Origin of the sequence: Sphingopyxis sp. LC81 (assembly GCF_000756375.1) — a bacterium.
Classification (GTDB): domain Bacteria; phylum Pseudomonadota; class Alphaproteobacteria; order Sphingomonadales; family Sphingomonadaceae; genus Sphingopyxis.
The window spans coordinates 423640-450575 of the sequence record NZ_JNFD01000021.1; the positions used below are offsets into that span (position 1 = coordinate 423640).

The 26936-nt window shown below is 64.7% G+C and carries 30 protein-coding genes; 19 read left to right on the forward strand and 11 right to left on the reverse strand.

Annotated features, from left to right (window positions below; translation table 11 throughout):
* The first annotated feature begins 172 nt into the window (after positions 1-172).
* The 9 genes from FG91_RS12440 (at position 173) to tatC (ending at position 7447) form a co-directional block, all read left to right on the forward strand.
* Positions 173-844, forward strand: a complete 672-nt coding sequence (locus FG91_RS12440; protein WP_081940579.1) for a hypothetical protein — start codon at positions 173-175, stop codon at positions 842-844.
* Positions 845-977: 133 nt separating this feature from the next.
* Positions 978-2705: an arginine--tRNA ligase gene (gene argS / locus FG91_RS12445; protein ID WP_037515296.1), complete on the forward strand. Its 1728-nt coding sequence runs from the start codon at positions 978-980 to the stop codon at positions 2703-2705.
* Entirely contained in the window at positions 2705-3472 is a 768-nt protein-coding gene (locus tag FG91_RS12450) for an SPOR domain-containing protein (RefSeq protein WP_037515297.1), read from the forward strand. The genes argS and FG91_RS12450 overlap by 1 nt, the downstream gene beginning before the upstream one ends.
* Positions 3473-3579: 107 nt before the next feature.
* On the forward strand, positions 3580-4587 hold the full coding sequence (nagZ, locus tag FG91_RS12455) for a beta-N-acetylhexosaminidase (protein ID WP_037515298.1): 1008 nt from the start codon (positions 3580-3582) through the stop codon (positions 4585-4587).
* Positions 4588-4593: 6 nt separating this feature from the next.
* Positions 4594-5367 carry a segregation and condensation protein A gene (locus FG91_RS12460; RefSeq protein ID WP_037515299.1) on the forward strand — a complete coding sequence of 258 codons (774 nt, stop codon included), beginning with the start codon at positions 4594-4596 and terminating at the stop codon, positions 5365-5367.
* Complete coding sequence (gene scpB / locus FG91_RS12465) at positions 5364-5957, forward strand: SMC-Scp complex subunit ScpB (protein WP_037515302.1); 594 nt, start codon at positions 5364-5366, stop codon at positions 5955-5957. The genes FG91_RS12460 and scpB overlap by 4 nt, the downstream gene beginning before the upstream one ends.
* 25 nt (positions 5958-5982) lie before the next feature.
* Positions 5983-6219, forward strand: coding sequence for a twin-arginine translocase TatA/TatE family subunit (locus FG91_RS12470; protein ID WP_037515303.1), 237 nt, complete (start codon positions 5983-5985; stop codon positions 6217-6219).
* 32 nt (positions 6220-6251) lie between these two features.
* Positions 6252-6650 carry a Sec-independent protein translocase protein TatB gene (gene tatB, locus FG91_RS22545; RefSeq protein ID WP_037515305.1) on the forward strand — a complete coding sequence of 133 codons (399 nt, stop codon included), beginning with the start codon at positions 6252-6254 and terminating at the stop codon, positions 6648-6650.
* 41 nt (positions 6651-6691) lie between these two features.
* A complete protein-coding gene (gene tatC, locus FG91_RS12480; protein ID WP_037515505.1) occupies positions 6692-7447 on the forward strand; it encodes a twin-arginine translocase subunit TatC in 756 nt (251 codons plus the stop codon).
* 22 nt (positions 7448-7469) lie between these two features.
* Here the strand turns inward: tatC and FG91_RS12485 are convergent, their stop codons facing one another.
* Both FG91_RS12485 and mgtE read right to left on the reverse strand, forming a co-directional pair.
* Positions 7470-7598, reverse strand: coding sequence for an entericidin A/B family lipoprotein (locus FG91_RS12485; RefSeq protein ID WP_037515306.1), 129 nt, complete (start codon positions 7596-7598; stop codon positions 7470-7472).
* A 223-nt stretch (positions 7599-7821) separates the two neighbouring features.
* Entirely contained in the window at positions 7822-9273 is a 1452-nt protein-coding gene (gene mgtE, locus FG91_RS12490; RefSeq protein ID WP_200878441.1) for a magnesium transporter, read from the reverse strand.
* A 156-nt stretch (positions 9274-9429) separates the two neighbouring features.
* Here mgtE and FG91_RS12495 point away from each other — a divergent pair, with 156 nt between their 5' ends.
* Positions 9430-9876, forward strand: a complete 447-nt coding sequence (locus tag FG91_RS12495) for a peptidylprolyl isomerase (protein ID WP_037515307.1) — start codon at positions 9430-9432, stop codon at positions 9874-9876.
* A gap of 38 nt (positions 9877-9914) precedes the next feature.
* Here the strand turns inward: FG91_RS12495 and FG91_RS12500 are convergent, their stop codons facing one another.
* Complete coding sequence (locus tag FG91_RS12500; RefSeq protein ID WP_037515309.1) at positions 9915-11051, reverse strand: NAD(P)H-dependent flavin oxidoreductase; 1137 nt, start codon at positions 11049-11051, stop codon at positions 9915-9917.
* A 96-nt stretch (positions 11052-11147) separates the two neighbouring features.
* Between FG91_RS12500 and nadC the strand changes: the two genes are divergently transcribed.
* The 3 genes from nadC to FG91_RS12515 all read left to right on the forward strand — a co-directional run bounded on the left by nadC (position 11148) and on the right by FG91_RS12515 (position 13018).
* Complete coding sequence (gene nadC, locus FG91_RS12505; protein WP_037515311.1) at positions 11148-11996, forward strand: carboxylating nicotinate-nucleotide diphosphorylase; 849 nt, start codon at positions 11148-11150, stop codon at positions 11994-11996.
* The gene (locus tag FG91_RS12510; RefSeq protein WP_052187542.1) at positions 11983-12699 is read left to right on the forward strand and encodes a ribonuclease T2 family protein; all 717 of its coding nucleotides are present in this window, start codon (positions 11983-11985) and stop codon (positions 12697-12699) included. The genes nadC and FG91_RS12510 overlap by 14 nt, the downstream gene beginning before the upstream one ends.
* Before the next feature lie 94 nt (positions 12700-12793).
* Complete coding sequence (locus tag FG91_RS12515) at positions 12794-13018, forward strand: hypothetical protein (protein ID WP_037515315.1); 225 nt, start codon at positions 12794-12796, stop codon at positions 13016-13018.
* A 6-nt stretch (positions 13019-13024) separates the two neighbouring features.
* On the opposite strand, the gene FG91_RS12520 is transcribed toward FG91_RS12515, so the two are convergent.
* A complete protein-coding gene (locus FG91_RS12520) occupies positions 13025-14371 on the reverse strand; it encodes an MFS transporter (protein ID WP_037515317.1) in 1347 nt (448 codons plus the stop codon).
* A 132-nt stretch (positions 14372-14503) separates the two neighbouring features.
* Between FG91_RS12520 and pgsA the strand changes: the two genes are divergently transcribed.
* From pgsA to FG91_RS12535, 3 genes are read left to right on the forward strand one after another with little or no spacing between them, the layout of a single operon-like run.
* Positions 14504-15076, forward strand: coding sequence for a CDP-diacylglycerol--glycerol-3-phosphate 3-phosphatidyltransferase (gene pgsA / locus FG91_RS12525; protein ID WP_037515508.1), 573 nt, complete (start codon positions 14504-14506; stop codon positions 15074-15076).
* Positions 15077-15083: 7 nt separating this feature from the next.
* The gene (gene moaD / locus FG91_RS12530) at positions 15084-15341 is read left to right on the forward strand and encodes a molybdopterin converting factor subunit 1 (protein WP_037515318.1); all 258 of its coding nucleotides are present in this window, start codon (positions 15084-15086) and stop codon (positions 15339-15341) included.
* Positions 15338-15781: a molybdenum cofactor biosynthesis protein MoaE gene (locus tag FG91_RS12535; protein ID WP_037515320.1), complete on the forward strand. Its 444-nt coding sequence runs from the start codon at positions 15338-15340 to the stop codon at positions 15779-15781. Before moaD ends, FG91_RS12535 begins: the two co-directional genes overlap by 4 nt.
* Here the strand turns inward: FG91_RS12535 and FG91_RS12540 are convergent.
* Positions 15778-16683, reverse strand: coding sequence for a hydrogen peroxide-inducible genes activator (locus FG91_RS12540; RefSeq protein ID WP_037515322.1), 906 nt, complete (start codon positions 16681-16683; stop codon positions 15778-15780). The two genes, FG91_RS12535 and FG91_RS12540, sit on opposite strands and share 4 nt — an antisense overlap.
* 136 nt (positions 16684-16819) lie before the next feature.
* On the opposite strand from FG91_RS12540, the gene FG91_RS12545 reads away from it, so the two are divergent.
* Positions 16820-17287 carry a hypothetical protein gene (locus tag FG91_RS12545; RefSeq protein WP_037515324.1) on the forward strand — a complete coding sequence of 156 codons (468 nt, stop codon included), beginning with the start codon at positions 16820-16822 and terminating at the stop codon, positions 17285-17287.
* On the opposite strand, the gene trmFO is transcribed toward FG91_RS12545, so the two are convergent.
* Positions 17284-18630 (reverse strand): methylenetetrahydrofolate--tRNA-(uracil(54)-C(5))-methyltransferase (FADH(2)-oxidizing) TrmFO, encoded by a 1347-nt coding sequence (gene trmFO / locus FG91_RS12550; RefSeq protein WP_037515327.1) that lies wholly within the window; start codon positions 18628-18630, stop codon positions 17284-17286. The genes FG91_RS12545 and trmFO overlap by 4 nt on opposite strands.
* A gap of 74 nt (positions 18631-18704) precedes the next feature.
* Here trmFO and FG91_RS12555 point away from each other — a divergent pair, with 74 nt between their 5' ends.
* Positions 18705-19370 carry a lysoplasmalogenase gene (locus FG91_RS12555; RefSeq protein ID WP_037515509.1) on the forward strand — a complete coding sequence of 222 codons (666 nt, stop codon included), beginning with the start codon at positions 18705-18707 and terminating at the stop codon, positions 19368-19370.
* Here FG91_RS12555 and FG91_RS12560 read toward each other — a convergent pair whose 3' ends face one another.
* Both FG91_RS12560 and FG91_RS12565 read right to left on the reverse strand, forming a co-directional pair.
* Entirely contained in the window at positions 19371-19832 is a 462-nt protein-coding gene (locus FG91_RS12560) for a host attachment family protein (protein WP_037515330.1), read from the reverse strand.
* Positions 19833-19884: 52 nt separating this feature from the next.
* Positions 19885-20727, reverse strand: coding sequence for a TauD/TfdA dioxygenase family protein (locus FG91_RS12565; protein ID WP_037515332.1), 843 nt, complete (start codon positions 20725-20727; stop codon positions 19885-19887).
* A gap of 133 nt (positions 20728-20860) precedes the next feature.
* Between FG91_RS12565 and FG91_RS12570 the strand changes: the two genes are divergently transcribed.
* Positions 20861-21421, forward strand: coding sequence for a peroxiredoxin (locus FG91_RS12570; protein ID WP_037515335.1), 561 nt, complete (start codon positions 20861-20863; stop codon positions 21419-21421).
* A gap of 31 nt (positions 21422-21452) precedes the next feature.
* Here FG91_RS12570 and FG91_RS12575 read toward each other — a convergent pair whose 3' ends face one another.
* The 3 genes from FG91_RS12575 to gyrA all read right to left on the reverse strand — a co-directional run bounded on the left by FG91_RS12575 (position 21453) and on the right by gyrA (position 26660).
* Entirely contained in the window at positions 21453-23522 is a 2070-nt protein-coding gene (locus FG91_RS12575; RefSeq protein ID WP_037515338.1) for an amidohydrolase family protein, read from the reverse strand.
* A gap of 151 nt (positions 23523-23673) precedes the next feature.
* Positions 23674-23985 carry a DUF952 domain-containing protein gene (locus FG91_RS12580; protein WP_037515342.1) on the reverse strand — a complete coding sequence of 104 codons (312 nt, stop codon included), beginning with the start codon at positions 23983-23985 and terminating at the stop codon, positions 23674-23676.
* Positions 23982-26660, reverse strand: coding sequence for a DNA gyrase subunit A (gyrA, locus tag FG91_RS12585; protein ID WP_235212030.1), 2679 nt, complete (start codon positions 26658-26660; stop codon positions 23982-23984). Before gyrA ends, FG91_RS12580 begins: the two co-directional genes overlap by 4 nt.
* Positions 26661-26936: the final 276 nt, after the last annotated feature.

Below are 26936 nucleotides of genomic sequence, written 5' to 3' on the forward strand. Positions count from 1 at the left end.
TGCGCGCGCTCTAGCGCAGCAAGCCATCCGGGGTAAAGCCGCTTCATCCCCCTTCGCATTCTTGTTCTCTTTGTTGCGCCGCGTTCATCGCACCGATAAGAAGCGGCGCGCATGAAGCGGGATCAATTGTCCCGACGCCTGTCAAAGCGCCTGTTTGGAAAGCCCGTTTATCATGATGTCCATTTCGTTTCCGTCCCGTAAGTTCCTGACCGTGCTGTGCGGCACGGCGGCCATGGCGACGGTGGCGGGCTGCGCGAAGGACAATGAAATCGACCTCGCCGGCGGTGTCGGCATCACCTCGACGCGCAGCGCCTGTCCGGCAGTGGCCGTTCCGCTGCACACCGGCGACATCACGCTGTTCGACCCCGCGACGAGCCGCGACGCGCGCGCGGTCGATGTCGTCGCCGCGATCACCAATGTGACGCCGGTATGCAACGACGCCGCGGAAAAGGTTTACCAGCTCGCGAGCTTCGACGTGGTCGCGACGCGCCGCGATGCCGGACCCGCGCGCACCGTGACCTTGCCCTATTACGCCACCGTCCTGCAGGGCGGCACCGCGGTTGTCGCCAAGCGGCTTGGCAATGTCGCCGTCACTTTTGCCGAAGGACAGGTGCGCGGCACCGGTCGTGCGCAGGCTTCGGCCTATGTCGATCGCGCTGCGGCGACACTGCCGGCAGATATCCAGGAACGCATCACCCGCAAACGCAAGGCGGGCGATCAGGACGCCGCGATCGATCCGCTGAGCCTTCCCGAAGTGCGCGCGGCGGTGCAGCGCGCGAGCTTCGAACTGCTCGTCGGCTTCCAGCTGACGCAGGAACAGCTCGAATATAACGTCCGACGATAGAACCGCGGCGGCGCTGCGGCGCCGTTCGCATTTTCACGCCCCGCGCGCCGATCGGCGACGCGGGGCTTTTCGCGCCCGCCCAGCTGTTATAGGGCGCGCGCAAGACTTTCCTGATCGAAGATAGGCCAGCCCCGTGACCCTGTTCAGCCGCTTTTCCGACCATATCGGCGCCGCGCTCGATGCGCTTGCCGCCCGCGATGCCCTGCCGGGCGGCCTCGACCGCGGCGCGATCAGCGTCGAGCCGCCGCGCGATCCCGCGCATGGCGACGTCGCGACCAACGCCGCGATGGTGCTCGCGAAACCCGCGGGCATGAACCCGCGCGCGCTCGCCGACCTGCTCGTCGCCGAGCTCGGCGCGCTCGATGAGGTGACCGAGGCGAGCGTTGCCGGTCCCGGCTTCATCAACCTGCGCCTCGCCGACAACAGCTGGCGCGACGAGCTGGCGCTGATTTTCAGCGAGGGCGGCGACTATGGCCGTTCGACGATGGGGCAGGGACGGCGCGTCAACGTCGAATATGTCTCGGCGAACCCGACCGGCCCGATGCACGTCGGCCATTGCCGCGGCGCGGTCGTCGGCGATGCGCTCGCCGCGCTGCTCGAATATGCGGGGCACGAGGTGATCCGCGAATATTATGTCAACGACGCGGGCGCGCAGGTCGACGTGCTCGCGCGCTCGGTGCATATGCGGTATCGCGAAGCGCTCGGCGAGGATGTCGGCGCGATCCCCGAGGGACTGTATCCCGGCGACTATCTGATGCCGATCGCGGGCAAGCTCGCGGCCGAATATGGCGACCGCTTCGTCGGCGCGCCCGAAAGCGCGTGGCTCGGCCTGTTCCGCGCCGAGGCGGTCAGCGCGATGATGGATATGATCCGTGCCGACCTCGCCAAGCTCGGCATCCATCACGATCTTTTCTCATCGGAGGCCGAGCTTCAGGCCGAGGGCAAACCCGCCGCCGCCGAAAAATGGCTGCGCGACCATGATCTCGTTTACGACGGCCAGCTCGAGGCGCCGAAGGGCGAAACCCCCGAGGATTGGGAGCCGGTCGAACTGCCGCTGTTCCGTTCGACGCAGTTCGGTGACGATCAGGACCGCCCGATCAAGAAGTCGGATGGCAGCTGGACCTATTTCGGCGCCGACCTCGCCTATCATTTCCAGAAAAGCCAGAATGCCGACGAACTGATCGACATCTGGGGCGCCGATCACGCGGGGACGGTCAAACGGATCAAGGCCGCGGTTGCGGCGCTCACCGGCGGCAAGACGCGTTTCGACGTCAAACTGGTGCAGATGGTGCGGCTGCTCAAAAATGGCGAGCCGTTCAAAATGTCGAAGCGCGCGGGCAATTTTGTCACGCTCGCCGATGTCGTCGACGAGGTCGGCAAGGATGCGGTGCGCTTCACGATGCTGACGCGCAAGGCAGACGCCCAGATGGATTTCGACTTCGCCAAGGTTGTCGAGGCGTCGCGCGACAACCCCGTCTGGTATCTGCAATATGCCAATGCCCGCATTTCGCGGCTGCGCAAAAAGGCCGCCGATGCAGGGATCGCGTTGCCGGCGCCCGCGCCCGCGCGTCTGAACGCGCATGAATTGGGGCTGGTGAAGCTGCTCGCGCAGTTCCCGCGGATCGTCGAAGCCGCGGCTTCGGCGCGCGAACCGCATCGGATCGCCTTTTACCTCGCCGACGTCGCCGCGGCGTTCCACGCCTGGTATAATCTCGGCAACGATGACCCGGCTTCACGCATCGTTCTCGACAATGACCCCGAATTGACCGCGACGCGCCTTTATTTGGCCGACGGAATCGGGCAGGTTATCCGTAATGGGCTGTCCCTGATGGGGGTAGAGGCGATCGAGGAGATGAACTGATGGCCGGGGACAAGAATGCAGAGCAGGGGGATGCAGGTCTCGGTCTCGAAGACGAGGACCGTCTGCCCTGGCTAGAGGCCGCCGACGGATTCGAGGAAGATGGCGAGGTCTCGCCCGCGCGTCTGCTCGTGATGGTGCTTGGCGGACTCTTGCTGATCGGGGTGGTGCTCGGCGGCCTGTGGTGGGTTCAGAACGGCGGCACGCGGAGCGACGGCGAACTGATCGCGGCGCAGGAGGGCGACTATAAGGTCGCGCCGAAGAATGATGGCGCCAAGGCGTTCGAGGGCGAAGGCGATGCCAGTTTCTCCGCCAGCGAAGGCGCCGAGCCCGCAGGCCGGGTCGACCCGACGCGCATGCCCGAAGAGCCTGCGGTGACGCCCGCAGAACGCGAAGCCGCGGCGAAGAAAGTCGCGGCCGACAAGGCCACCGCAACGAAAGCTGCTGCCACCAAAGCGGCGCCGGCGGACAAGGCCAAGCCTGTGGCTGCTCCGGTGAAAACCGCTGACGCTCCCAAAGCCGCGCCGGCATCGGGGGCGGCGATGATCCAGCTCGGCGCGTTCAGCAGCGACGCTGCTGCGGCGAAGGCATGGACGAACCTGTCGAAGCGCTTTGCCTACCTTGCCGAACTCAACAAATCGGTTTCGCCCGCGAAAGTCGGCGACGGCACCGTTTACCGGCTGCGCGTGTCGGCGGGAACGGCGGCCAACGCCGCGAATTTGTGCGGAAAATTGCGCGTTGCCGGTGAAAATTGCGTCGTCGTTCGCTGATTCGGCCCGCTTGGCCGCAGACTCTGTTGGTGCAAATCCGCCGCCATGGCATGGTTGTCGCCTGGTCATCGCCTGAGGGGTCGGCGATCGATGGAGTTTGATGCACGATGATACCGGCAATTTTCGGCCTGTCGGGCCTGACCCTCACCGACGACGAGCGCGCCTTCTTTCGCGACAGCGATCCCGCGGGCTATATCCTGTTCGGCCGCAACATCGAAAACCGCGAGCAGTTGCGGCGGCTGACCGATGAGCTTCGCGATCTCGACGGGCGCGCCAATCTGCCGATCCTGATCGATCAGGAGGGCGGGCGCGTGGCGCGCATGCGATCGCCCGAATGGCCGCTCTTCCCGAGCGGCGCGGCGTTCGATGCGCTGTATGATCGTGCCCCCGCCAGCGCGATCGAGGCGGCGCGGCTGAACGCGATGGCGCTTGCGGCGATGCTGTCCGAGGTGGGGATTACCGTCGACTGCCTGCCGCTGCTCGACGTGCGCCAGCCGGGTGCGAGCGATGTCATCGGCGACCGTGCGCTCGGCAGCGAGCCGATGCGCGTTGCCGCGCTCGGCCGCGCGATCCTCGGCGGATTGCAGGCCGGCGGCGTCGTCGGCATCGTCAAGCATATCCCGGGCCACGGCCGCGCGCTGCTCGATACGCATGAAGCCTTGCCGACGGTCACGGCGGCCGACCGCGATCTGCAAACCGATCTGGCGCCCTTCGCGGCGCTGCGCGATGCGGCGATGGCGATGACGTGCCACGTCATCTTCGAAGCGTGGGACCCCGATCGGCCCGCGACGCTGTCGCCGATCGTGATCGACAGCGTCATCCGCCAGCGGATCGGCTTTCACGGCCTGCTGATGACCGACGATCTCGACATGAAGGCATTGTCGGGCGACGTGCCTTCGCGCGCCGCCGATGCGATTGCCGCTGGCTGTGACATCGCGCTCAATTGCTGGGCGAAGATGGACGATATGGTTGGCATCGCCAACGCGCTCGATCCGATCAGCACCGTGTCGCGCGCGCGCCTTGAAGGCGCGATGGACCGGATTTCGGGTGATAGCGACGCACGCGCGTTCGCGACGCTGGTCGATCAGCGCGACGCGCTGCTGGCGACGGGCTGATCGCCGATGGAGGAATTGCCGCTCGATTTCGAAATCGTACCGGCAGCGCCCGAGCGCGACGATGCCCTGCAGCTTTCGCTTGAAAGCTGGGAAGGCCCGCTCGACCTTTTGCTCACGCTCGCGCGCAGCCAGAAGGTCGATCTCAAGCAGATTTCGATCCTGGGGCTGGTCGAGCAATATCTGACCTTCATCGCCGAAGCGCGCGAACTGAAGCTCGAGGTCGCGGCCGATTATCTCGTGATGGCCGCGTGGCTCGCCTATCTCAAATCGGCGCTGCTGCTTCCGAAGGATCCGCTCGAGGATCCGTCGCCCGACGAACTGGCGCTGCGCCTGCAATTGCGGTTGCAGCGGCTGGCCGCGATGCGCGAGGCCGCGGCGCGGCTACTCGCGCGCGATCGCGTCGGCCGCGACGTCTTCCTGCGGGTAAAGCCCGAGGGGCTGCGCGACATCAAGGTGCGGCGCTGGGACGCCAGCCTTTATGACCTGTTGTCGGCCTATGGGCAGGTCAAGCTGCGCTCCGAGCCCGTCGTGCATATGGTGTCGCGGCGCCCGGTGATCACGCTCGACGCGGCGCTCCATCATCTCCAGCGGATGATCGGCGTAAAGCTCGACTGGGCCGAACTTTCGGATTTCCTGCCCGCGGATTATGACGGCCCGCTGCGCCGCTCGGCGATCGCGTCGAGTTTTGTCGCCGCGCTCGAACTGGCGCGGCAGGGGCGCGTCGACCTGAAGCAAGAAGGCGCGTTCGAACCTCTCTATTTGAAAGCAGCCGGAGCATGATCGACGATCTCGAACGCGCGATAGAAGCGATGCTGTTCGCGAGCGACACGCCGCTCGACGCGCGGCAGGTTGCGGGGCGGCTGGGCGATGAAATGACGCCGGGCGAGATTCGTACGATCATACAGACGATCGCGGCGCGCCATGCGGGAAGCGGGATCGAACTCGTCGAGCGCGGCGGGCATTGGCATTTCCAGACGCCTGCCGATCTGGCGCACCTGCTTCGCCGCGAACGCGACGATCCGCGCAAGCTGTCGCGCGCGGCGGCCGAAGTGCTTGCCATCGTCGCCTATCATGAGCCCGTCAGCCGCGCCGAAATCGAGGCGATCCGCGGCGTCCAGACGTCGAAGGGCACGCTCGACGTGCTGATGGAGGCCGAATGGATCGCGCCCGCGGGGCGGCGCGAGGTGCCGGGGCGGCCGCTGATTTACAAGACGACCGACGCGTTCCTGCAACATTTCGGCCTCACGAGCCGCAAGGACCTGCCGGGAATCGATGATTTGCGTGCGGCAGGACTGCTCGACCCGGTCGATCTCGCTTTCGAGGAAGCGATGGGCGAACTGGACCTAGTAAAAGACGGCGAGGAAGCTTAGATAGCGGCCTCAAGGAGAATTTGAGATGGGTAGCTTCAGCATTTGGCACTGGCTCGTGGTCGGGATTCTCGTCCTGCTGCTGTTCGGCAAGGGCCGTTTTTCGGACATGATGGGCGATGTCGCCAAGGGTATCAAAAGCTTCAAGAAGGGCATGTCGGAAGACGACGCGCCGACGACCCCCGCCCCCAAGCATATCGAGGGTCAGCGCGCGCCCGATGCCACCCCGATTTCGACCCCGACTGCCGAGCACGACAAGCTCTGATCGCCGTCAGCCTGCGGGGGAAGTTTTAGGTCATGTTTGACGTCGCGCCCACCGAGTTGCTGCTCGTCGTGGTGGTGGCCTTGGTGGTTATCGGCCCCAAGGACCTGCCCAAAGCGATGCGCTTTGTCGGCAAATGGATGGCGAAGGCGCGCGGCATGGCGCGCCATTTCCGCTCCGGGCTCGACACGATGATGCGCGAAGCCGAACTCGAAGAACTCGAAAAGCAGTGGCGCGAACAGAATGACGCCATCATGCGCGAATTCCCGCGCATCGACGATGTGAACGCATCGCCCGCGACGCCTTCGGCGAAGGCTGCTTCGACCGAGCCGACGAAGACCGAACCCATGACGGAAACCGAGGTCGACGCAGCGGCAGCTGCCAATCCGCCCGAAACGCATGCGATACCGCCGAAGGACGGCCCGCTGCCGTGACCGAAGAGGTGACGACGGAAGAGGACGGCGCCGGCGGCAAGATGCCGCTGCTCGATCATCTGATCGAACTGCGTTCGCGCCTGCTGAAATCGCTGATCGCGATCGGCCTCGCCTTTGGCATATGCCTTTATTACGCCAAGCCGATCTTCGGCATTCTCGTTCAGCCGCTCGTTCGTGCGGGGCAGGGGAAGCTGATCTATACGCAGCTGTTCGAGGCGTTTTTCGTCGAGATCAAGGTCGCGCTGTTCGCGGCGATGATGATCGCCTTTCCGGTGATCGCGAACCAGCTGTGGAAGTTCGTCGCGCCGGGGCTGTTCAAACAGGAAAAGCGTGCGCTGCTGCCTTTCCTGATCGCGACGCCGGTGCTGTTCGCAATCGGTGCGAGCTTCGCTTATTTCATCACCATCCCGATCGCGCTCAAATTCCTGCTCGGATATCAGGGTAATGTCGGCGGGATCACGCAGGAGGCGCTGCCCTCGGTCGGCAATTACCTGAGTTTCACGATGCAGTTCATCATGGCGTTCGGCATCGCTTTCCTGCTGCCGATCCTGCTGATGCTGATCGAGCGGTCGGGGCTGGTGACGCGCGAGCAGCTGGTGTCGGCGCGGCGTTATATGATCGTCGCCGCGTTCGCGATCGCCGCAGTGTTCACGCCGCCCGATATTTTGAGCCAGCTGTTGCTCGCGGTGCCTTTGGTGTTCCTGTACGAAATGTCGCTGCTCGCGATCTGGTTCACCCAGCGCCGACGCAAAACAGGCGCCGAAGAGGCGCCTGTCGAGCCTCTCGAAGAGGCTTAGGGTAAGTTAGTCTCAGTCCCGATTAGTCGATGGCATCGCTGCCAGCTTGACCGACAGATTCGATGTCGCGACCGGCACCCTTTACCGTGTTACAGCCAGCGACCAGAAAGCTTGCCATCAGGGCGAGAAGGATTGCGCGGTAACTCGTCATATTTCTACCTCTCAGGATGTTTTGTGCAAAATGGCCCGGCACGCTTTCGAGGGGGGGGAGGGAATGCGGGCCGGGCCAATGTTGCTGAGCAGCGCTGCGGGGGGGCGATGACCGCTGCTCGAATGGGAAACGACCAAAGCGGCGGATAAGTTCCGAAAAAAAATTGCAGTAATGAATTTTTTTTCGGAGCGCTTTGAATCGCTTGAATTTCAGGGGCTTGCCCTCAGAGTGTGGTCAATCCGCTGAGCACCGCGAGGCCCAGGAAGGCCAAAAACCCCATGGAATCGGTCGTCATCGTGACGAATATCGAACTCGCGACGGCGGGATCCTGATCGAGCCGATCGAGCAGCAAGGGGATCGCCACTCCCGCCACACCCGCGACAAATATGTTCACGACCATCGCCGCCGCGATGACAGCGCCAAGCTGCGGATTGCCGAACCACAACGCGGTTGCGGTTCCCGCGATTAACGCGATCGTGCCGCCATTGAGCAGCGCGATCTTCATTTCGCGCCAGATCGCGCGCCAGCTGTTCGAATCGGTGAGCTGGTTCATCGCGAGCGCGCGCACGGTGACCGCCAGCGTCTGCGTGCCCGCATTGCCGCCGACACCCGCGACGATCGGCATCAATGCCGCCAGCGCGACCATATGCTCGATCGCGCCGCCGAAAAATCCGACGATCGAAGAGGCGAGCAGCGCGGTGCCGAGATTAGCGATCAGCCAGCGAACGCGCGCGCTGTACGTCTCGCGGATCGGTTCGTTGATGTCGCCGTCGCCGGCGCCCGACAGGCGCAAAATGTCCTCGCCTGCCTCTTCCTGAATGATGTGGACGACGTCATCGACCGTGATCATGCCGACGAGCCGCCCGCCCTTGTCGATCACCGCGGCCGAGATCAGCGCATATTTCTGGAAGCGCAGCGCGACCTCTTCCTGGTCCATGTCGACCGGGATCAGCGTCTGTTCGCGTTTCATCACGTCGCTGATCGCAATGTCGCGCGGAGTGCGGAGGATCCAGCTCAGCTGGCATGTGCCGACCGGGCGGTGCCGTGGGTCGACGACGTAAATTTCCCAGAAGTCGCTGGTGAGGTCGGCATCTTCGCGCAGCCGGTCGATCACGTCGCCGACGGTCACATGTTCGGGCACCGCGACCAGATCGCGCTGCATCAGGCGCCCGGCGGATTCCTCGGGGAAGGAGAGGGCGTCCTCGATCGCGGCGCGATCTTCGGGCTCCATCGCCTGGAGAACGGCCTGCTGTTCGTCCTCCTCCATATCCTCGATGATCGCGACGGCATCGTCGGTATCGAGTTCGGACGCGAGTTCGGCGACTTGCTCCGGCGCGAGAAGATCGATCAGTTCCTCTCGGACATAATCGTTCATTTCCGCCAGCACGTCGGCGGACAGCATGTCGCCGAGCACCGCGGCGAGCATCGGACGCTCGTCGGCGCGCGCGAGTTCGAACAGGTCGGCGATGTCGGCGGGGTGGAGGCGGCCGATGCGTTCGCGAGCGGCTTCGCCTTCGCCGGCTTCGGCCAGCTCGATCACGTCGCGCACGAATTCGGGCCTCAGCCGGTCGTCCTCGTCGAGTTCGGTGTCGGTTTCGCGTGCCGGTTGTTCACGGTCGCGATCGTCGGTGATGACAACATCTTCCGGCGGCAGGGATTCTTCGCGTTTGTCCATCGCGCGGTCCTCCCTGACAGTTGCGGCGTCCGAGCTTTCCCCTAGTGCTGCGGCCCGCGGATGGCAACGTCGCGAGTAGCTTTTCGCGATTTAATGCGTGGCTTTGGCCGCCGCCCCGGCTATGGGACCGCCAACACAGACCGCAGGAGTTCTACCATGTCCGACACTCTCACCCTTTCGCTGTCGACCGGCGATGTTGTCATCCGCCTCCGTCCCGACCTTGCGCCGCAGCATGTCGAGCGCATCACCGGCCTCGCGAGCGAAGGCTTTTATGACGGCGTGGTGTTCCACCGCGTGATCCCGGGCTTCATGGCGCAGGGCGGCGACCCGACGGGCACCGGCATGGGCGGCAGCCCGCTTCCCGACCTGCCGCAGGAATTCAGCAGCGAACCGCACGTCCGCGGCGTTTGCTCGATGGCGCGCGCGCAGAACCCGAACAGCGCGAACAGCCAGTTCTTCATCTGCTTCGACGACGCGCGCTTCCTCGACAACCAGTACACCGTCTGGGGCGAAGTGATCGAAGGCATGGACAATGTCGATGCGCTGCCCAAGGGCGAGCCGCCGCGCGAGCCCGGCAAGATCGTCAAGGCGACCGTCAGCTGATCCAAGAAAATCCCCGCTTCGGCGGGGATTTTTTTTGCCTAGTCGCCGATAAAGCCGTTGAGCCGCTCGCAGGCGGAAACCCAGTCCTGCTTGAACTCCTGCACGACCTGCCCGGCGCCCATTGCCTCGTTCATCAGGCCGACGCCCTGGCCGACCCAATAGGTCGCGAGCGCTTTCGCGCCTTCGTGGCCGCCTTCGGACAATTTATCGACCTTGCGCAGCGCGGGTTCGCTGACCAGCGATTGCAGCGGCATCGGCAGCGGTTTGGGCGCGTCTTCGGCTTCCCATGCGTCGGTCCATGGCGAGCGAAGCTGGCGCGAGGGTTTGCCGGTGCGGCTCTTGGATCGCACCGTGTCGCGCGACGACGCGGCGAGCATCTTTTCCTTCACAACCGGATTGGTTTCGGCCTCCGCCGTGGTGAGCCACACAGAACCGGTCCAGGCGCCATGCGCGCCCATCGCCATCGCCGCCGCCATTTGCCGCCCGGTGACGATGCCGCCCGCGGCGAGGATCGGCGTGTTCGCGCCGATGGCTTCGACCGCCGCGGCGACTTCGGGCACCAGCACCATCGTCGCGACCTCGCCGCAATGGCCGCCCGCTTCTCCGCCCGCGACGACGAGGATATCGACCCCGGCGCGGACCTGTGTCAGCGCATGATCGCGCGTCCCGACGAGCGCCGCGACGGGCACGCCGTGGCGCTTGCCGAGTTCCAGCATCAACGGCGGGGGCACGCCGAGCGCGTTGGCGATCAGCGCGATCGGGTGACGGAACGCGACCTCGAGCAACCTGGCGGCGCCGTCCTCGTGCATATTGTCGCCGAAACTCTGCCGTCCCGCCATCGCCTCTGACAAGCCCGCTGGATCGACACCATGTTTTTCGAGCAAACCGGCGGCAAAGTTCAGATGCGTCTCGGGCACTTTCGCGATGGCGGAGGAGGGCGCCTCACCCTTGCCGACGAAGCTGTTGGGGACGATCAGGTCGACGCCATAAGGCTTGCCGCCAATATGTGCGTCGATCCATGCGAGCTCTTCCTCGAGCCGCTCGGGCGGCAGTGCGGCGGCGCCAAAGACGCCCATGCCCCCCGCCTTCGACACCGCGACGATGACGTCGCGGCAGTGCGAAAAGGCGAGCAACGGAAATTCGATGCCGAGCATTGCGCAGATCGGGGATTGCATGGGGAACCTCTCCAATTTGTTTATTTATGCGCATGTCAGCGCCAGTTGACGTAAACGTCAAGTTGATTTGCTGGGCGGGCGGATTATCGCAGACCCATGGCCCAATTTTCCCTGCCCGATTTCGACCTCGATGCCTTCGTCCGCGCCACTTTGGCCGAGGATCTGGGGGTGGGGGGCGATATTACCTCGATGGCGACGATCCCCGCCGAGGCGCGCTTTGGCGGGGTGATGGACAGCCGAGACGCGATTACAGTTGCTGGCTTGCCGATCGCCGAGCGATTCTTTCGGGCGCTCGAACCCGGCATGGAGATCGAGATATTGGTCGAGGAGGGCGCGCAGGTTGCGTCGGGAAGCGACCTGATGCGCCTGTCGGGCAACGCGCGCGCGATGCTGACGGCGGAACGGTCGGCGCTCAATACCGTCCAGCATCTGTCGGGCATCGCGACGATGACGCGGCAATATGTCGACGCGCTCGCCGGCACCGGCGCGACCCTGCTCGATACGCGCAAGACGATCCCGGGTCTGCGCGTGCTCGAGAAATATGCGACGCGCATGGGCGGCGCGACGAACCATCGCATGGGCTTGTGGGACGCGGCGATGATCAAGGACAATCATGTCGCGGTGGCGGGATCGGTCGAGGAAGCCGTGCGCCGTGCGGTTGCCGCCGGGATTGAAAGCATCATCGTCGAGGTCGATCGTGTCGCGCAGGTCGAGCCCGCACTGAGCGCCGGGGCGACGCACCTGTTGCTCGACAATATGGGCCTCGACGAGCTTCGCGAATGCGTCTCCTTGGTCGGCGGCAAGGTGCCGACCGAGGCGTCGGGCGGGGTGCGGCTCGATACCATCCGCGACATTGGCGCGACGGGAGTGACCTATGTGTCGGTCGGACGGTTGACCCAGTCGGCGCCGGCGGCGGACATCGGGCTCGATTTTGCGCTGGCTTAGCGCCGCCGCGCTGGCGTTGATGCCGGTCGCGGCGCAGGCGCAATCGCTCGCGTGCTCGCTGCCCGATCGCATTCCTGTTCCACGCCTTGAACAGCCGAAGCGCGGCGAAGCCGTCCGCAAGCCGGCGATCACCGGCTATCTGTTAGCCATGAGCTGGTCGCCCCAGCATTGCACCGATGTTCGTAATCCGCGCGATGCGCGCGACCGCTTTCAATGTTCGGGCGAGAATGGCCGTTTCGGCTGGGTGCTGCACGGACTGTGGCCCGAAACCGATAGTCCGGGCTATCCGCAATGGTGCCGCCCGGCGAAAATCGTGCCGCAGCCGGTGCTGAAAAAGCATATGTGCATGACGCCGTCGGCACAGCTGCTCCAGCACGAATGGGCGAAGCACGGCACATGCATGAGCCCGAACCCCGCGGCCTATTTTCGCTCGGCCGAAATGATTTTCCGGGCGGTGCGCTTTCCCGACATGCAGGCACTCGCCGCCAAGCCGCAAACCGCAGCCAGCGTTCGCCGCGCCTTTTCTGCGGTCAATCCGGGGGTGACTGCGCCGATGATCGCCGTGTCGGTCGACCGGCAGGGATGGCTGAACGAGGTGCGGCTGTGCCTGGGGCCGCGCATGAAGCCCACTAGATGCAAGCCATTCCAGACCGGGGCGAAAGACGGTCGCCAGATCCGCGTTCGACCGATGCCCGCGCGTTAAGGCTGATCCGGCAAAGCGTGCCAGCGCGGGACGGCCCCGCGTTAACTCTCTTTTAACCTTATCGACTCGTTAACATGGTCCTAGCTTCGCCTGCATGGACTCGAGCGATCAAATCGACATTCGCGGCCGCGTTCGCGATCATGGCAAGCGGCAGCTGATCATCGCACGGCTCAGCGCGCCGGTGGACTGGGAGGGCGAGCTCCGCGCCGCGCTGGCGGCACATCGTGAGCCCGTCACGATCTTTTCGGCCAATGACTTCCGCCTGTTTCTTCAGAGCTTCGCGATCTTCTTTACCGCGACGATGATGTTTCTGATCTGAATTCGATCAATCGCAGGCGCGGTGCAGCTTCTGCGCGAGCCACGCCGACACCAGGCACATCGCGGCGCTCATCAACAACTGGTCGACAACGCCGACGCCGAATATGCTGAGCCCGAGCGCCAGCAGCGATCCGCCGACCATCGCGCCCGAATTGACGATATTGTTCGCGGCGACCGTGCGCGCGGTCTGGTCCTTGGGCACGGTCGTCGTCAGAAAGGCATAGAGCGGCACGACGAACATGCCGCCGCTGATTGCGATGCCGAGCAGACTCGCGAGGAGTGGGATGACTTCCTTGTGTCCGAGGAAACCGCCGATGTCGTAGAGGAGTGGCCGGGCCCCGGCTATGGTCGATGCCCAAGAGGCTGCGTCAAGGAGTATCGTTTCAGGCGCTGCGCCCCAGTTGCGGCAGACCCAATAGAAGGCGACGACGAATACGCCCATGACGATGACGCTGGCGGGGCTGTATCGCGCCGATACCTGCCCCTTCAGCAGCCGGTTCACCGCGACCGAGCCGATAGCGATGCCGATCGAGAAGATCGCGAGAAAAAGGCTGGCGACGCTTTTGTCGGCGTGCAGGATGTTCTTCACCAGCGGCGGGAACTGGATGAACAGCACCGCACCGATCGTCCAGAAAAAGCTGATCGACAGGATCGCGAGATAGAGGCGCGGGATGTGCATCGTGCCGCGGACGAGCGTGATCGACGAGCGGACGATATGCCAGTCGATGCCGGTTTCTTCATGTTCGGGCGGGGCGGGCGGCACCTTTCGACCGGTCCAGTAGCCGATCGCGGCGACGAGCACGACGCCGAGCGCGGCCCATTCGACGTCGATGATCCCGGCAAGGATCGTGCCCGCGAGGATTGCGATATAGGTGCCGGCCTCGACCAGCCCGGTGCCCGCGAGGACTTCGTCGCTTTTCAGATGCTGCGGCAGGATCGCATATTTGATCGGGCCGAAGAAGGTCGAGTGGATGCCCATCGCGAACAGCGCGAGCATCATCAGCGGGATCGCGATCAGGTGGACGGCGAAACCCAGCCACGCGAGCACCAGCCCGGCGCCCCCGACGAGCATGATCAATATCTCGCAGAATTTGACGATGCGGATGATCCGCGCCTTGTCGCGCGTGTCGGCGAGCTGCCCGGCGAGCGCCGAGAGCAGGAAAAAGGGCAGGATGAACAGGCCGGTTGCGACCGCGCTGAACAATGTTTCGGACGCTTCGTCGTTGAACACGCCGTAAACGACGAACAGCACCATCGCGTTCTTGAACAGATTGTCGTTGAAGGCACCGAGGAGCTGCGTGACAAAGAGCGGAAGGAACCTGCGTTGTTTCAGCAGCGCAAAGGAACCGGTCATTGAAAATCCATTTTTACAGCCCGACATGTCAACACCGGCTGCCGCCTCAGGCAATTCGGTTGTCGCCGGGGGGGCTTATCGGTTAGGGCATTCGGGGTCAAAGCCGATTTGAAGGACATGCCGACAGCGATCATGCTCAGCCTTCCCAACATCCTGACATTATCGCGTATCCTGGCGGTGCCGATCCTGCTGTTTCTGCTGTGGCCCGGGGTGGTCGAAGGGTCGCACCAGCCGAAGCCGATCGACTATGCGCTCGCCTTTGGCTTGTACTGCCTGATGGGCATTACCGATTATTTTGACGGTTATGTTGCACGCTCGCGCGGGATCGTGTCGCGGCTGGGGGCCTTCCTCGATCCGATCGCCGACAAGATCATGATCGCGGCGGTGATCCTGCTCCTTGTTTTTACGCGCGACATATCGGGTTATCACGTCATCGCGGCGCTGATGATCCTGCTGCGCGAGATCATCGTGTCGGGCCTCCGCGAATTCCTCGCGACGCTGCAGGTATCGATGCCCGTGACGCAGCTTGCCAAATGGAAAACGACGTTCCAGCTCGTCGCGTTCGGCGCGCTGATCCTCGCGGGAGCGCTGCCGCAAATGGCGTGGATCAAGACCGTCGGGCTTGCCTCGCTGTGGGGCGCCGCGGTGCTGACGCTGATCACGGGCTGGGACTATCTGCGCGTTGGCCTGAAGCATATGGATTGAACATCGGATGTCGCTGGAGATCGCCTATTTCGCCTGGGTGCGCGAACGCATGGGACTGGCCGATGAGACGGTCGACCTTCCGGCGAACGTCACGCATGTCGGCGCTTTGGTCGCATGGCTTGCGGCGCGCGATGCGCGCGGGCAAGTCGCTTTTGCCGAACCACAGCGCATCCGCGCCGCAATCGACGGCGTGATGATGGGCCTCGACGCGCCGCTCGCCGGCGCGCGCGAGGTCGCGCTGTTTCCGCCGGTGACGGGCGGATGATCCGCGTGGCGGTCCAGCCGGCGGCGATCGACATCGCCACCGAACTCGACCTGCACGATGCGGGCGGGCATGGCGCGAGCGCCAGTTTTATCGGGCGGGTGCGCGGTGACGGCGATCTGACCGAGCTGTTCCTCGATCATCACCCCGCGATGACCGCGACGGGGCTGGCCGATCTGGCGCATGCCGCGGCCGATCGCTGGCAGCTTTCGGCGCTGACCCTGATCCACCGCGTCGGCGCAATGGTGCCGGGCGAGACGATCGTGTTTATCCTCGCCAGCAGCGCGCACCGCGCCGAGGCGTTGGCGGCGTGCGAGTTCCTGATCGACCGGCTGAAAACCGACGTCATGCTGTGGAAGCGTGAGACCTTTGCCGACGGGCGCATTCAGTGGGTCGAACCGCGCGAAGGCGATCAGGCGCGCGCGGAGAAATGGGGCGCTTAATCCGCCTGATGTTTGCGGAAAATGTCGGCGAGCATCCGGAATTCCTCGGCACGCGGGCTGCCCTTGCGCCACACCAGCGCGATCGTGCGCCAGTCGTGCTCCGAATCGAGCGGGCGGGTGTCGATGTCGGTGTGGTCGAGGATGCCGGCCTCGATGGCCATTTGGGGAAGCATCGTGATGCCGAGCCCATTGTCGACCATCTGCACCAGTGTATGCAGCGAGGTTCCCATCATCCGCGCACCGGCGCGCAGTTCGGGGCGGTTGCACGCGGCGAGGACATGGTCTTTCAGGCAATGGCCATCCTCAAGCATCAGCATCTGCGCGGGGTCGATCTGGTCGGCGCTGACCATCGCGGGCAGGTCCTCCGACTGGTCGCCCGGAAAAGCGACGAACAATGCATCGTCGAACAAATTCTCAGCCTCGACGTCGCCGCACGCGTAGGGGAGCGCGAGCAGGACGCAATCGACGGTGCCGTGGTGCAGCGATTCGCACGCCTGCGCGCTCGGTTCCTCGCGGAGGAAAAGCTTGAGCGACGGGCGCTCCTTGCGAAGCCGCGGCAAGAGGCCGGGAAGGAGGAAGGGGGCGATCGTCGGAATGACGCTCATCCGCAGTTCGCCGACGAGCGGCGCGGCCGCGGCGGCGGCCATGTCGGCCAGTTCCTCGGCCTCGCGCAGCACGCGGTGTGCCTTTTCGACGATCGCGTTGCCGAGCCCGGTGAAGCGGACGACGCGGCGGGTGCGTTCGACGAGCGTCTGGCCAAGCAGCGTTTCAAGCTCGCGGATGCCCGCCGACAGCGTCGACTGGGTGACGTTGCAGGCGTCGGCGGCGCGGCCGAAATGGCCATGTTCGTGGAGCGCGACGAGATATTGCATCTGTTTCAGCGAGGGGAGGTAATTGTGCATTGATCGGATGTAGCAATTATTGAGGCGGTTTTGAACAAGTTTGCCGATTAAAATTCGTGGCCATAATGGCGGCGTTTATTGTCGTTTTCCGCGTCGCCGTGATAGCTATTCCCGATCAACCGGCGCGGAGGGGCGGATGGCAGTTTCCCGTTTTCTGATTGGCGGCGTCGCAAGCGCGCTGTTGCTGACCGGCGGGCTCTTCATGTGGAAGGGCTATACGCAGATCGTCGAGGAAGAAGTGCTACCCGATCCGCCGCCCGCCTTGCCGGCGATCCCGGTCGCGGCAGCGGGAGCACCCAAGCGCGGGCCCGCACCGCCGGCGCTACCGGCGGCCAAGGAGGCGTCGCGCGAGGAAAGGCGTTTCAATCGCTTCGACCGCGACCGCAACGACCGGATCAGCCGCGTCGAACTGATGTCGTCGCGCACCGCGGCCTTCCGCAAGCTCGATAAGGACGGCAATAATCTGCTGACCTTCGAGGAATGGGCGGCGGCGACGGGGCAACGCTTTGCCGGGGCGGACGGCGACAAGTCGGGCGATCTGACGCGCGCGGAATTCTCGACGACAGCGCCGAAGCAGGCGGCGAAACCCAAGTGTAGTTGCTAGGCAGCGACGCCGTCGGCCTGCTTGATCCACGCCGCGAGTGAAGCACCGGCGCGCGCGGTGTAGCCCAGCTTGCGGTCCTTCTTGCGCACATCTTCTGCGAGCGGCGGGAAAAGACCGAAATTGACGTTCATCGGCTGGTAGCTCGCGGCATCGGCGCCACCGGTGATGTGGCCAAGCAGCGCGCCGAGTGCGGTTTCGGGCGGCGGCGGTGCGAGGTCGCGTCCGGCGAGCTCCGCGGCGGCAAAGCGCGCGGCGATCAGCCCGATCGCAGCGCTTTCGACATAGCCTTCGCAGCCGGTGATCTGCCCCGCGAAGCGGATGTACGGCGCCGATTTGAGGCGGAGCTGCGCGTCTAGCAATTCGGGCGAGCGGATGAAGCTGTTACGGTGGAGGCCGCCGAGGCGCGCGAATTCGGCCTTTTCGAGACCAGGGATGGTGCGGAACAGCTCAACCTGCGCGGCATGTTTGAGCTTGGTCTGGAAACCGACCATGTTCCAGAGCGTGCCGAGCGCATTGTCCTGGCGGAGTTGGACGACCGCATAGGGCCAGCGCCCGGTGCGCGGATTATCGAGGCCGACGCCTTTCATCGGGCCGAAGCGCAGCGTTTCGGGACCGCGCTCGGCCATCACCTCGATCGGCATGCAGCCTTCAAAATAAGGCGTGTCCTTTTCCCAGTCCTTGAACTCGGTCTTGTCGCCGTCGACGAGTCCCTGGACGAAGGCGTGATACTGGTCCTTGTCCATCGGGCAGTTGATATAATCCTTGCCGTCGCCGATCGGCCCGACCTTGTCCCAGCGGCTCGCCATCCACGCGATGTCCATGTCGATGCTCTCGCGGTAGACGATAGGGGCGATCGCGTCGAAGAAGGCGAGGGCGTCCTTGCCCGTCGCGGTGCCGATGCTCGAGGCGAGGCCGGCAGCGGTGAGCGGGCCTGTCGCAACGATGGTCAGCCCCTCGGTCGGTAGTGTGTCTATGCGTTCGCGGACGATGACGATATTCGGATGGTTTTCGAGCGCGCGGGTAACGCCGCCCGAGAAAAGGTCGCGGTCGACCGCGAGCGCCGACCCCGCGGGCACCTTGTGGAAATCGGCCTCGCGCATGATGATCGAGCCGAGCGTGCGCATTTCGCGGTGGAGCAGGCCGACGGCATTGCTGTCGCCATCGTCGCTACGAAAGCTGTTCGAGCACACCATTTCGGCGAGCGCGTCGCCCTGATGCGCCGGGGTCATGTCGCCGCCCCCGCGCATCTCGGATAGGCGAACGCGAAACCCCGCCTCGGCGAGCTGCCATGCCGCCTCGGATCCGGCGAGACCGCCGCCGATGATGTGAATATCGTATGTCATTTACCGTATCCGTTGACTTGCCCTGCGTGCGCCGCGCACTAGGCCGGTTGAAAGCAAGATGCAAAGGGATGACGATGAGCGGGGAGAGAGGGTGGGATCGGGCGCGCTGGTTGTGGCTATTGGCACTGGCCGGCGGGATCAGCTTTTTCGTGGCGGCCTATCTGCGGCTCGACGGCCCGGTCATCTGGGCGTGGAAGACGAGCGGCGTCGGCTTGCTGGCGGTTTGGGCGGCGGCGAATGCGCGCGAAAAGAACGGCTGGCTGATCGCAGCCGCGCTCGGTTTCGGTGCGCTCGGCGATTATCTGCTCGATGCGAAGGGGCTCGAGACCGGTGCGGTGGCGTTCGTGGTGGGACATGTCATCGCGATCACCCTCTATCTGATGAACCGGCGGGCACAGATGACGCCGTCGCAGCGGCTGCTGGGCTGGCTGACCATGCCCGCGACGCTGGCGATCGTCTGGGGCATGCTGAGCCCCGCGCCGGGCTGGTGGCATGCCGCGGTCTATTCGCTGTTCGTCGCCGCGATGGCCGCGGCCGCATGGACCAGCCGCTTTCCGCGCTATCGCACAGGGATCGGCGCGATGTTGTTCCTTGCCAGCGATCTCTTCATCTTTGCGGGCGAGGGCGGGGTTTTGTCCAAGGACGTCACGATGTGGCTCGTCTGGCCGCTCTATTTCGCGGGGCAGGCGTTGATCGCATGGGGCGTGGTCAGCACGCTGGCGAAAGAAGCGCGCGCCTGATCAGGAGGGCGGCGCCGCCTCGCCGACGAGCAGCGCTTCGATGTCCGAGACAGGGCGGTCGGTCATGGCCTTGACATGCTCGCCGACAAGGCGGGCGCTCACCTCCTTGTGCCAGAGCGGGCGCAGTTCGCCCATCGTGCGCGCGGGCGCGATCACGACCAGCGCGTCGAACTTGCCCGCGAGCGCCATCGCGTTGACCTTTTCGGCAAGGTCGCGCGCGAAGCGGTCTTCCTCCTGTTGGTGGAAATCGGGCTCGCCCATCGTGCCGCCGGGAAGGCCGGTCCCGGCAGGGGCGGGCGACTGGCCCGAAGCGTCGGTCTTGATGTCGCTGTCCTTGCGGTCTTCGCGTTCCTGATGCGAGGTCGTGCGCAGGTCGATCTGCCGCGCGTCGCCTTCATTACGCAGGAACAGAGCCTTGCGGCCATCGGCGACGAGGACGAGGGTGTTGGGGGCGAGGGTCATGCTGTTGCTCCTTCTTCAAGACAGCAACGCATGGGCTATCGCGGAAGTTTCGCTATCCGTCCCACGCCGCGATCGTCGTGCGGTGGAGCAAGCGATCGTAGCCGTCGTAGCCCCCGGTCGCGTGGTGAAGCACCGAGCGATTGTCCCACATGATCAACATGTCGGGTTCCCATATGTGGCTGTAGCGAAATTCCTCGCGCCCCTGCCACTGGATCATTTCGTACAGGAGCGGCAGGCCTTCGCTATCATCGAGGCCGTCAAAGCCGATGATATATCCCGCGCAGCCGAACAGCCCCAGGCGACCCGTCTCGGGATGGGCGCGGACGAATGGGTGAAGCTGCGTGTCGAGCGCCTCCTCGCCCGATCGGATATCCATGCTCCGATCCTTGTCGTTCGCGCCATACATGCCCGAGGGGGCGTAGCCGGCGCGCGCGCTGTGGATCGCCTGCAGCCCCTCGATGCGCCCGCGAAGGTCGGCGGGCATCGCGTCGAGCGCGGCGTGCTGGTTGGAAAATTCGGTGTTGCCGCCGACCGGCGGGACGGTGATGCCGAACAGGCAGGTGCCCGCGGGCGGCCGCGCCTGAAAACTCCAGTCGCTGTGCCAGTTTTCGGCGAAAAGCGGCGCCGTCTCGTCGGCCTTGCGCTTCACGGCGATGATATGCTCGTGGCCCGCGATTGGGCGGATGAACGGGTCGTCGCCGAAGCCGCCGAAATAGCCGGTAAAACGCTCCAGATCATCATCGCTCATCTTCTGATCGGGAAAGGCCAGGACATGATGGTCGAGCCACGCCGCACGGATTTCGGCGATGGTTTCGGGGGCGAGCGGCTGCGTCAGGTCGACGCCGGTCACGCGTGCGCCGCACGCCTGACCGCTGGGGGTGATGGCTAGCGTCATGCCGCAATGCTGCGCCGATCGGGGCGCGGGGTCAATCGGGCGCGGCGATCAGGCGGGGATCGGTGTAGACGCCGCCGCATTTATCCATCATCCTGAGCCACTGGCAGCGCTTGCCCAAGGTGGAGAACCGCAGATGAAAACCCTGATGAAGATTGCGATGTCGTTTGGCCTTGGTCTGTCACTCGCGGTCGTTCCGGCGCAGGGTATCGCTGCCCTCCAGCAGGGCGCGAAGGCGCCCGACTTCACCCTGAACGCTGCGCAGGGCGGCAAACCCTTCGTCCTGTCATTGAAACAGACGCTGAAGAAGGGGCCCGTCGTGCTCTATTTCTTCCCTGCTGCCTTTACGCCGGGCTGTACGATGGAAGCGCATCTGTTTGCCGAATCGAGCGACGATTTCAACCGGCTGGGCGCCCGCGTCGTTGGCGTCACCGCCGGCAACATCGAACGCGTCGCCGAATTTTCCAAATCCGAATGCCGCGACAAATTTGCCGTCGCCGCCGATCCGGGTGCGAAGATCGCCGCGAAATATGATTCAACGATGCGGCGCCCCGACGGCACGACGCTTTCCAACCGGACATCCTATGTCATCGCGCCGAACGGAACGATCCTGCTGAGCTACACCGACAGCAAGCCGCAGGCGCATGTCGAAAAGACGATGGCGGCGGTTCGCGCGTGGAAGGCCCGGCAGCGCTGATTTGGGTTCGGGCGTCGATAGCGGTCAGCCGCTACTTTGGGGTGCCGCTGTAACCCGCGGCTTTCCGCAGTTCGTTTGCGTCCATCACATAGCCGTCGCTCACAACCGTCACCACGCGGCGGAGCGCGCCGAGGTCGGTCGAGGGGTCGCCGTCGACTAAAACCAGGTCGGCTTCCTTGCCCACCGCGATCGAGCCGGTGCGCTTGTCGGCGCCGACGACGCGCGCGGGGACGATGGTGGCGCTCTGGATGGCTTCGGCGGGGCTGAAGCCGGCCTGCTGGTAGATTTCGAGTTCGCGGATCAGCTCGATCCCCCAGCCGTCGGTGCCGGCGACGATGGGCACGCCCGCCTTGTGCAGCTTGCCGACCAACTGGACCATTTTCGCATAACTCTTGCGGTAATCGTCGCGCGTCAGCCCTTCGACCAGCGGATAGCCGCCGGCGGTGAACGTCGAGCGTTCAAGGACGGGGGAAATGATGCCCATATAGGGTGCGTAGGCAGGTTGGGGTTTCCCGCCGTCCTGCGTGAGCATGCCCTCGAAAATGACGATCGTCGGATCGACGAGCGTTTTCTTGGCCGCAAGGTCGGCCACGAAGCGCGACATCACGGGTCCGTCGAGATCGACATCCTTGAAATATCGCGCGGGCCCTTCGACGCGTTGCCGCGTGTTGGCTTTGTCGATCACCTCGCGCGGCATCGATTCCATCACCACGAAGTTGAGGTGGGTGAGCTCGTCATAGCCCGCAGCGACGGCTTCGCTGGGCTTCATCGTCGCGGGCACATGGCCGTGGACATGCAGGCCGAGCCGGTGCGCCTCCGCCGCGGCGGGCGCGATCCACGCCGGATTCATTGAGGTGTAGAATTTGACGCCCCACAGTCCGGCGTTCTTGACGCGCCGCACCGCGGCGACGGCTTCGTCGGCGCTGCTGACGACTTCGGCGCCCTGCGCCGCAAGCGGGTCTTTCTTGTCGATAATGACCGAGATGAACGGCTCGCCCATCAGCAGGCTGCCGTCGGCGCGGCGCTTGGTCGCCTCGACCGCGCGGTCGAAGGTCGTGCCGGGGCTGCGGAAGCTGGTGATCCCGTTGGCCATGTTCGAGAGCACGTCCCAATCATCGCCGATGTGGAGATGGCTGTCCCAGATGCCCGGCACCAGCGTCTTGCCGCGCCCGTCGATGACCCGCGCTCCGGGAGGCGCTTTCAGCGATCCCGCCGCGCCGACAGCAGCAATCTTGCCGTCCTGCGCGAGCACTGCGCGGGCGGGAAGGAACACGCCCTTGTCGGCGTCGAACAGCTGGACATTGTCGAACAGCACGGGGGCCTTCGCGGCGGGCGAAAGGAAGCGTTTGGCGATGCCCGAAACCGCTTCGGCGGTCGCCGCTTCCTGCGCGTTGCGCAGCTGCTTCAGCGCGCCCTCATATCCCGCCGGAATCACCGAGATATAGCTGATGTCGGCGAAATAGCGCTTGTTCTCGTCGAGCCAGATGGGGAGCGGCGAGGGCAGGATACCGCTGACGAAGGCGAGCTGAACCTTCTTGGGGCCGCCGGGTCCTTGGATCGTCTGCACCGGGCCGAAGGTCATGCGTCCCTTGCCGCTCGGCAGGAAATTCAGCCCGGCATCGCCCGCCTCCGCGAGCGCGTCGATCAGCGGGGCGTTCGCGATGCCGACGCCGCCGGCGGGGATATACCAGCCACCGGAGGGCGCCTCGCCCGAATCATTCGCCGTTCTCCAGTTCGCGCGGCCGTTCGCGACGCGAAACTCCTCGGCGGCGTCGCCCGAGGTGGTGACGCCGCGGACGGTCAGCGCGTTGATCGCGCCGCCCGGCCCGAAGGTCGTCACCTGATCCATCTCGGTGATCCAGCCGCGCAATTCCTGTGACCAGCGATAGGCGGTGCGGCCGTCGGGGAGTTGCCAGCGCCACTGGCTGCCGTGCTGGCCCGCTTCGGACACGACGACATACTGCACCGCGTCGGCGGGCGGCTTCAGCAACTGTTCCTTGGGCACGGGTTTCGATTGTGCGACGGGGGCGGCGGTTTCATGCGCATAAACCGGACCGGATGCGGCCGAGGCCAGCAGGGCGGCAATCAAAACGAGGCGCATCTTCTATCTCCCCCATGCACGGACGGTGCAAAGCCCGACACTGGTAGGAGTTTTTCGGTGTGCGAAGCAAGATGCGACCAACGCCGACGAGCGTTCGATCAAAAGGGTGCCGCTCGCGTTCTAACAGTCGCACCCTTTCGTGGGACGCCGATTATTGGTCGCGTTTCTGCAACCCGACCACCGCGTGTATCGGCAGCTCCGCATAGATATGCGGGAACAGTTCGCCGCCACGCGCCGGTTCCCAGCGGACCGCGTCGCCGAGGCAGATCAGGTCCACCTCGGCGATCATCAGGCAGCTTTGGTCTGCAAAATATTTGGCGATCGTCGTTTCAAGCTGCTCGGCGGTCGACAGGTGGATATAGCCATCGGCGATATCCACCGGAGCGCCGCGGAACACGCGTTCGCGTTCGAAATCGGCCCATTGATGCTGGGTCAGCACCTTGAAGGCCGTCGCGGCGGTCATTCGGGTGCCGCCTCGGTCGGTGCTTCGGCCTCGGGTGCCGCGGCTTCGCCTTCGGCGCCTTCGACCTCTTCCTCGTCGCTTTCCTCGATCAGCGCCGCAGAGACGACATGTTCGTCCTTCGCGACGTCGAACAGGCGTACGCCCGCCGATCCGCGTCCGATGACGCGCATCGAATCGAGGCCCATGCGGATCAGCTTCGCCTGGTCGGTCACCAGCATCAGCTGATGCACCTTGGTCGCGGGGAAGCTGGCGACGACAAGGCCGTTGCGCGCGATATTGTCGATATTGGTGATCCCCTGACCGCCGCGCCCCGTGCGCCGATATTCATAGGCCGACGACAATTTGCCATAGCCGTTGGCGCAGATGGTCAGGATGAACTGTTCGCGCGCGGCCAGTTCGGCCATGCGCTCGCCGCCCAGCGTCGGTTCGTTCTCATTATCCTTCCACGGCGCGGCGCGCAGATAGGCTTCGCGCTCGTCGCCGGTGGTGCCGACGCGGTGGAGGATCGAGAGCGAAATCACCTCGTCGCCCTCGGCGAGCCGCATGCCTCGGACACCCGTCGAATTGCGGCTCTGGAATTCGCGGACGTCGTCGCTGGCAAAGCGGATCGCCTTGCCCTGGCGCGTCGCGAGCAGCACATCGTCGCTTTCGTCGAGCAAGGCGACGCCGATCAGGCGATCGTCCTCGTCCTCGCCCTCGAACTTCATCGCGATCTTGCCGTTCGAGGGCACATTGGTGAAAGCGTCCATGCTGTTACGACGAACGCTGCCCTTCGCGGTTGCGAACATGACGTGCAGCTTGCCCCATTCGGCCTCGTCCTCGGGAAGCGGCAGCACGGTCGAGATCGTCTCGCCCTGCGCGAGCGGCAGCAGGTTGATCATCGGTCGGCCGCGCGTCGCGGGTCCGCCTTCGGGCAGGCGCCACACCTTCATGCGGTACACCTTGCCCGCGGTCGAGAAGAAGAGCACCGGCGTGTGCGTCGAGGTGACGAACAGCTCGGTGACGACATCCTCGTCCTTCGTCGCCATGCCGGCGCGGCCCTTGCCGCCGCGGCGCTGGGCGCGGAAGGTGTCGAGCGGGGTGCGCTTGATATAGCCGTCGAGGGTGACGGTGACGACCATCTCCTCGCGCTCGATCAGGTCCTCGTCGTCGATGCCGTCGGCGGCGGGGGCGAGCAGGGTGCGACGCGGGGTCGCGAATTCCTCGCGTACCGCGACCAGCTCTTCACGCATCACGCCATAAAGTTTGACGCGGTCGGCGAGGATCGAAAGCAGTTCCTCAATCTCGGTCGCCAACTCACCGAGTTCCTTGCCGATTTCGTCGCGGCCAAGCGCGGTCAGGCGGTGGAGCCGTAGGTCGAGGATCGCCTTCACCTGGACTTCGGACAGGCGGTAGGTCGCGCTTTCCTCCATCTCGCCCTCGATCGCTTCGACGAGGCGGATGTAGGGAGCGATTTCGCCGATCGGCCATTCGCGCAAGAGCAGGGCTTCGCGGGCGGCGGCGGGGGAGTTCGAGCCGCGGATGATGCGGACGACTTCGTCGAGATTGCTGACCGCGACGACGAGGCCGAGCAAGATGTGCGCGCGGTCCCGCGCCTTCGCGAGCTCGAACTTGCAGCGGCGGGTGATCACTTCCTCGCGGAAGGTGATGAAGGCCGAAAGAATGTCCTTCAGCCCCATCATTTCGGGACGTCCGCCGCGGATCGCGAGCATGTTCGCGGGGAAGCTCGACTGCGCCGGGGTGTGGCGCCAGAGCTGGTTGAGCACGACCTCGGCGGTCGCGTCGCGCTTCAGCTCGATGACAACGCGCACGCCCTCGCGGTTCGATTCGTCGCGAATGTCGGCGACGCCCTCAATGCGCTTGTCGCGCGCCGCCTCGGCGATCTTCTCGACGAGCCCGGACTTGCCGACCTGGAAGGGAATCGACGTCAGAACAATCGATTGGCGGTCATTCCGGCCTTCTTCGATAATATGCGTCGCGCGCATCATGATCGAGCCGCGGCCCGTGGCATAAGCGTTACGTGCGCCGCCCTGGCCCAGCATCATCGCACCGGTCGGGAAATCGGGGCCGGGGACGATCGCCATCAATTCCTCGAGCGTGACCGGTTCGCCGCCTGCGAGCTGGCGGTCGATCATCGCGAGCGTCGCGTCGATGATTTCGCCGAGGTTATGCGGCGGGATATTGGTCGCCATGCCGACCGCGATGCCGCCGGCGCCATTGACGAGCAGGTTCGGGAAGCGCGCCGGGAGCACCGTCGGCTCGTCGCGGCTTGCGTCATAGTTGGGCTGGAAGTCGACCGTATCCTTGTCGAGATCGTTCAGCAGCACCATCGCGGTCTTGGCGAGGCGCGCTTCGGTGTATCGCATCGACGCCGGCGGATCGGGGTCCATCGAGCCGAAATTGCCCTGACCGTCGATCAGCGGCACGCGCAGCGACCAGTCCTGCGTCATGCGCGCGAGCGCGTCATAGATCGCGCTGTCGCCGTGGGGGTGATAGTTACCCATCACGTCGCCGACGATCTTCGCCGATTTCTTGTACGGGCGGCCCGGAATGAAGCCGCCTTCCTGCGCCGCGTAAAGAATGCGGCGGTGTACCGGTTTCAAGCCGTCGCGTACGTCGGGCAGCGCGCGGCTGACGATCACGCTCATCGCGTAATCGAGATACGAAGTCTTCATTTCGTCGACGATGTTGATCGGCGAAACGCCATCCTCGGACGGCGGCGTAGGCGTATTTTCTTCGGTCAAGACCCGGCCTTTTTTCTGCTTTTCGGGAGATGATTTTTTCCTAGCCGATGGTGGGCGGAAAGGCCAGCGATTCGGTCATTTTTCCGCTAATTTTTTGCGCGCAGAAATGACGCGTAAAGCGCGGGAAAATGGGGTGAAGGCGTGACGTCAGCGGGCGCGATCGCGGGGCTTGCCAATCGCTTCGTCGTCCCTAAAGCTGCGCGCCGA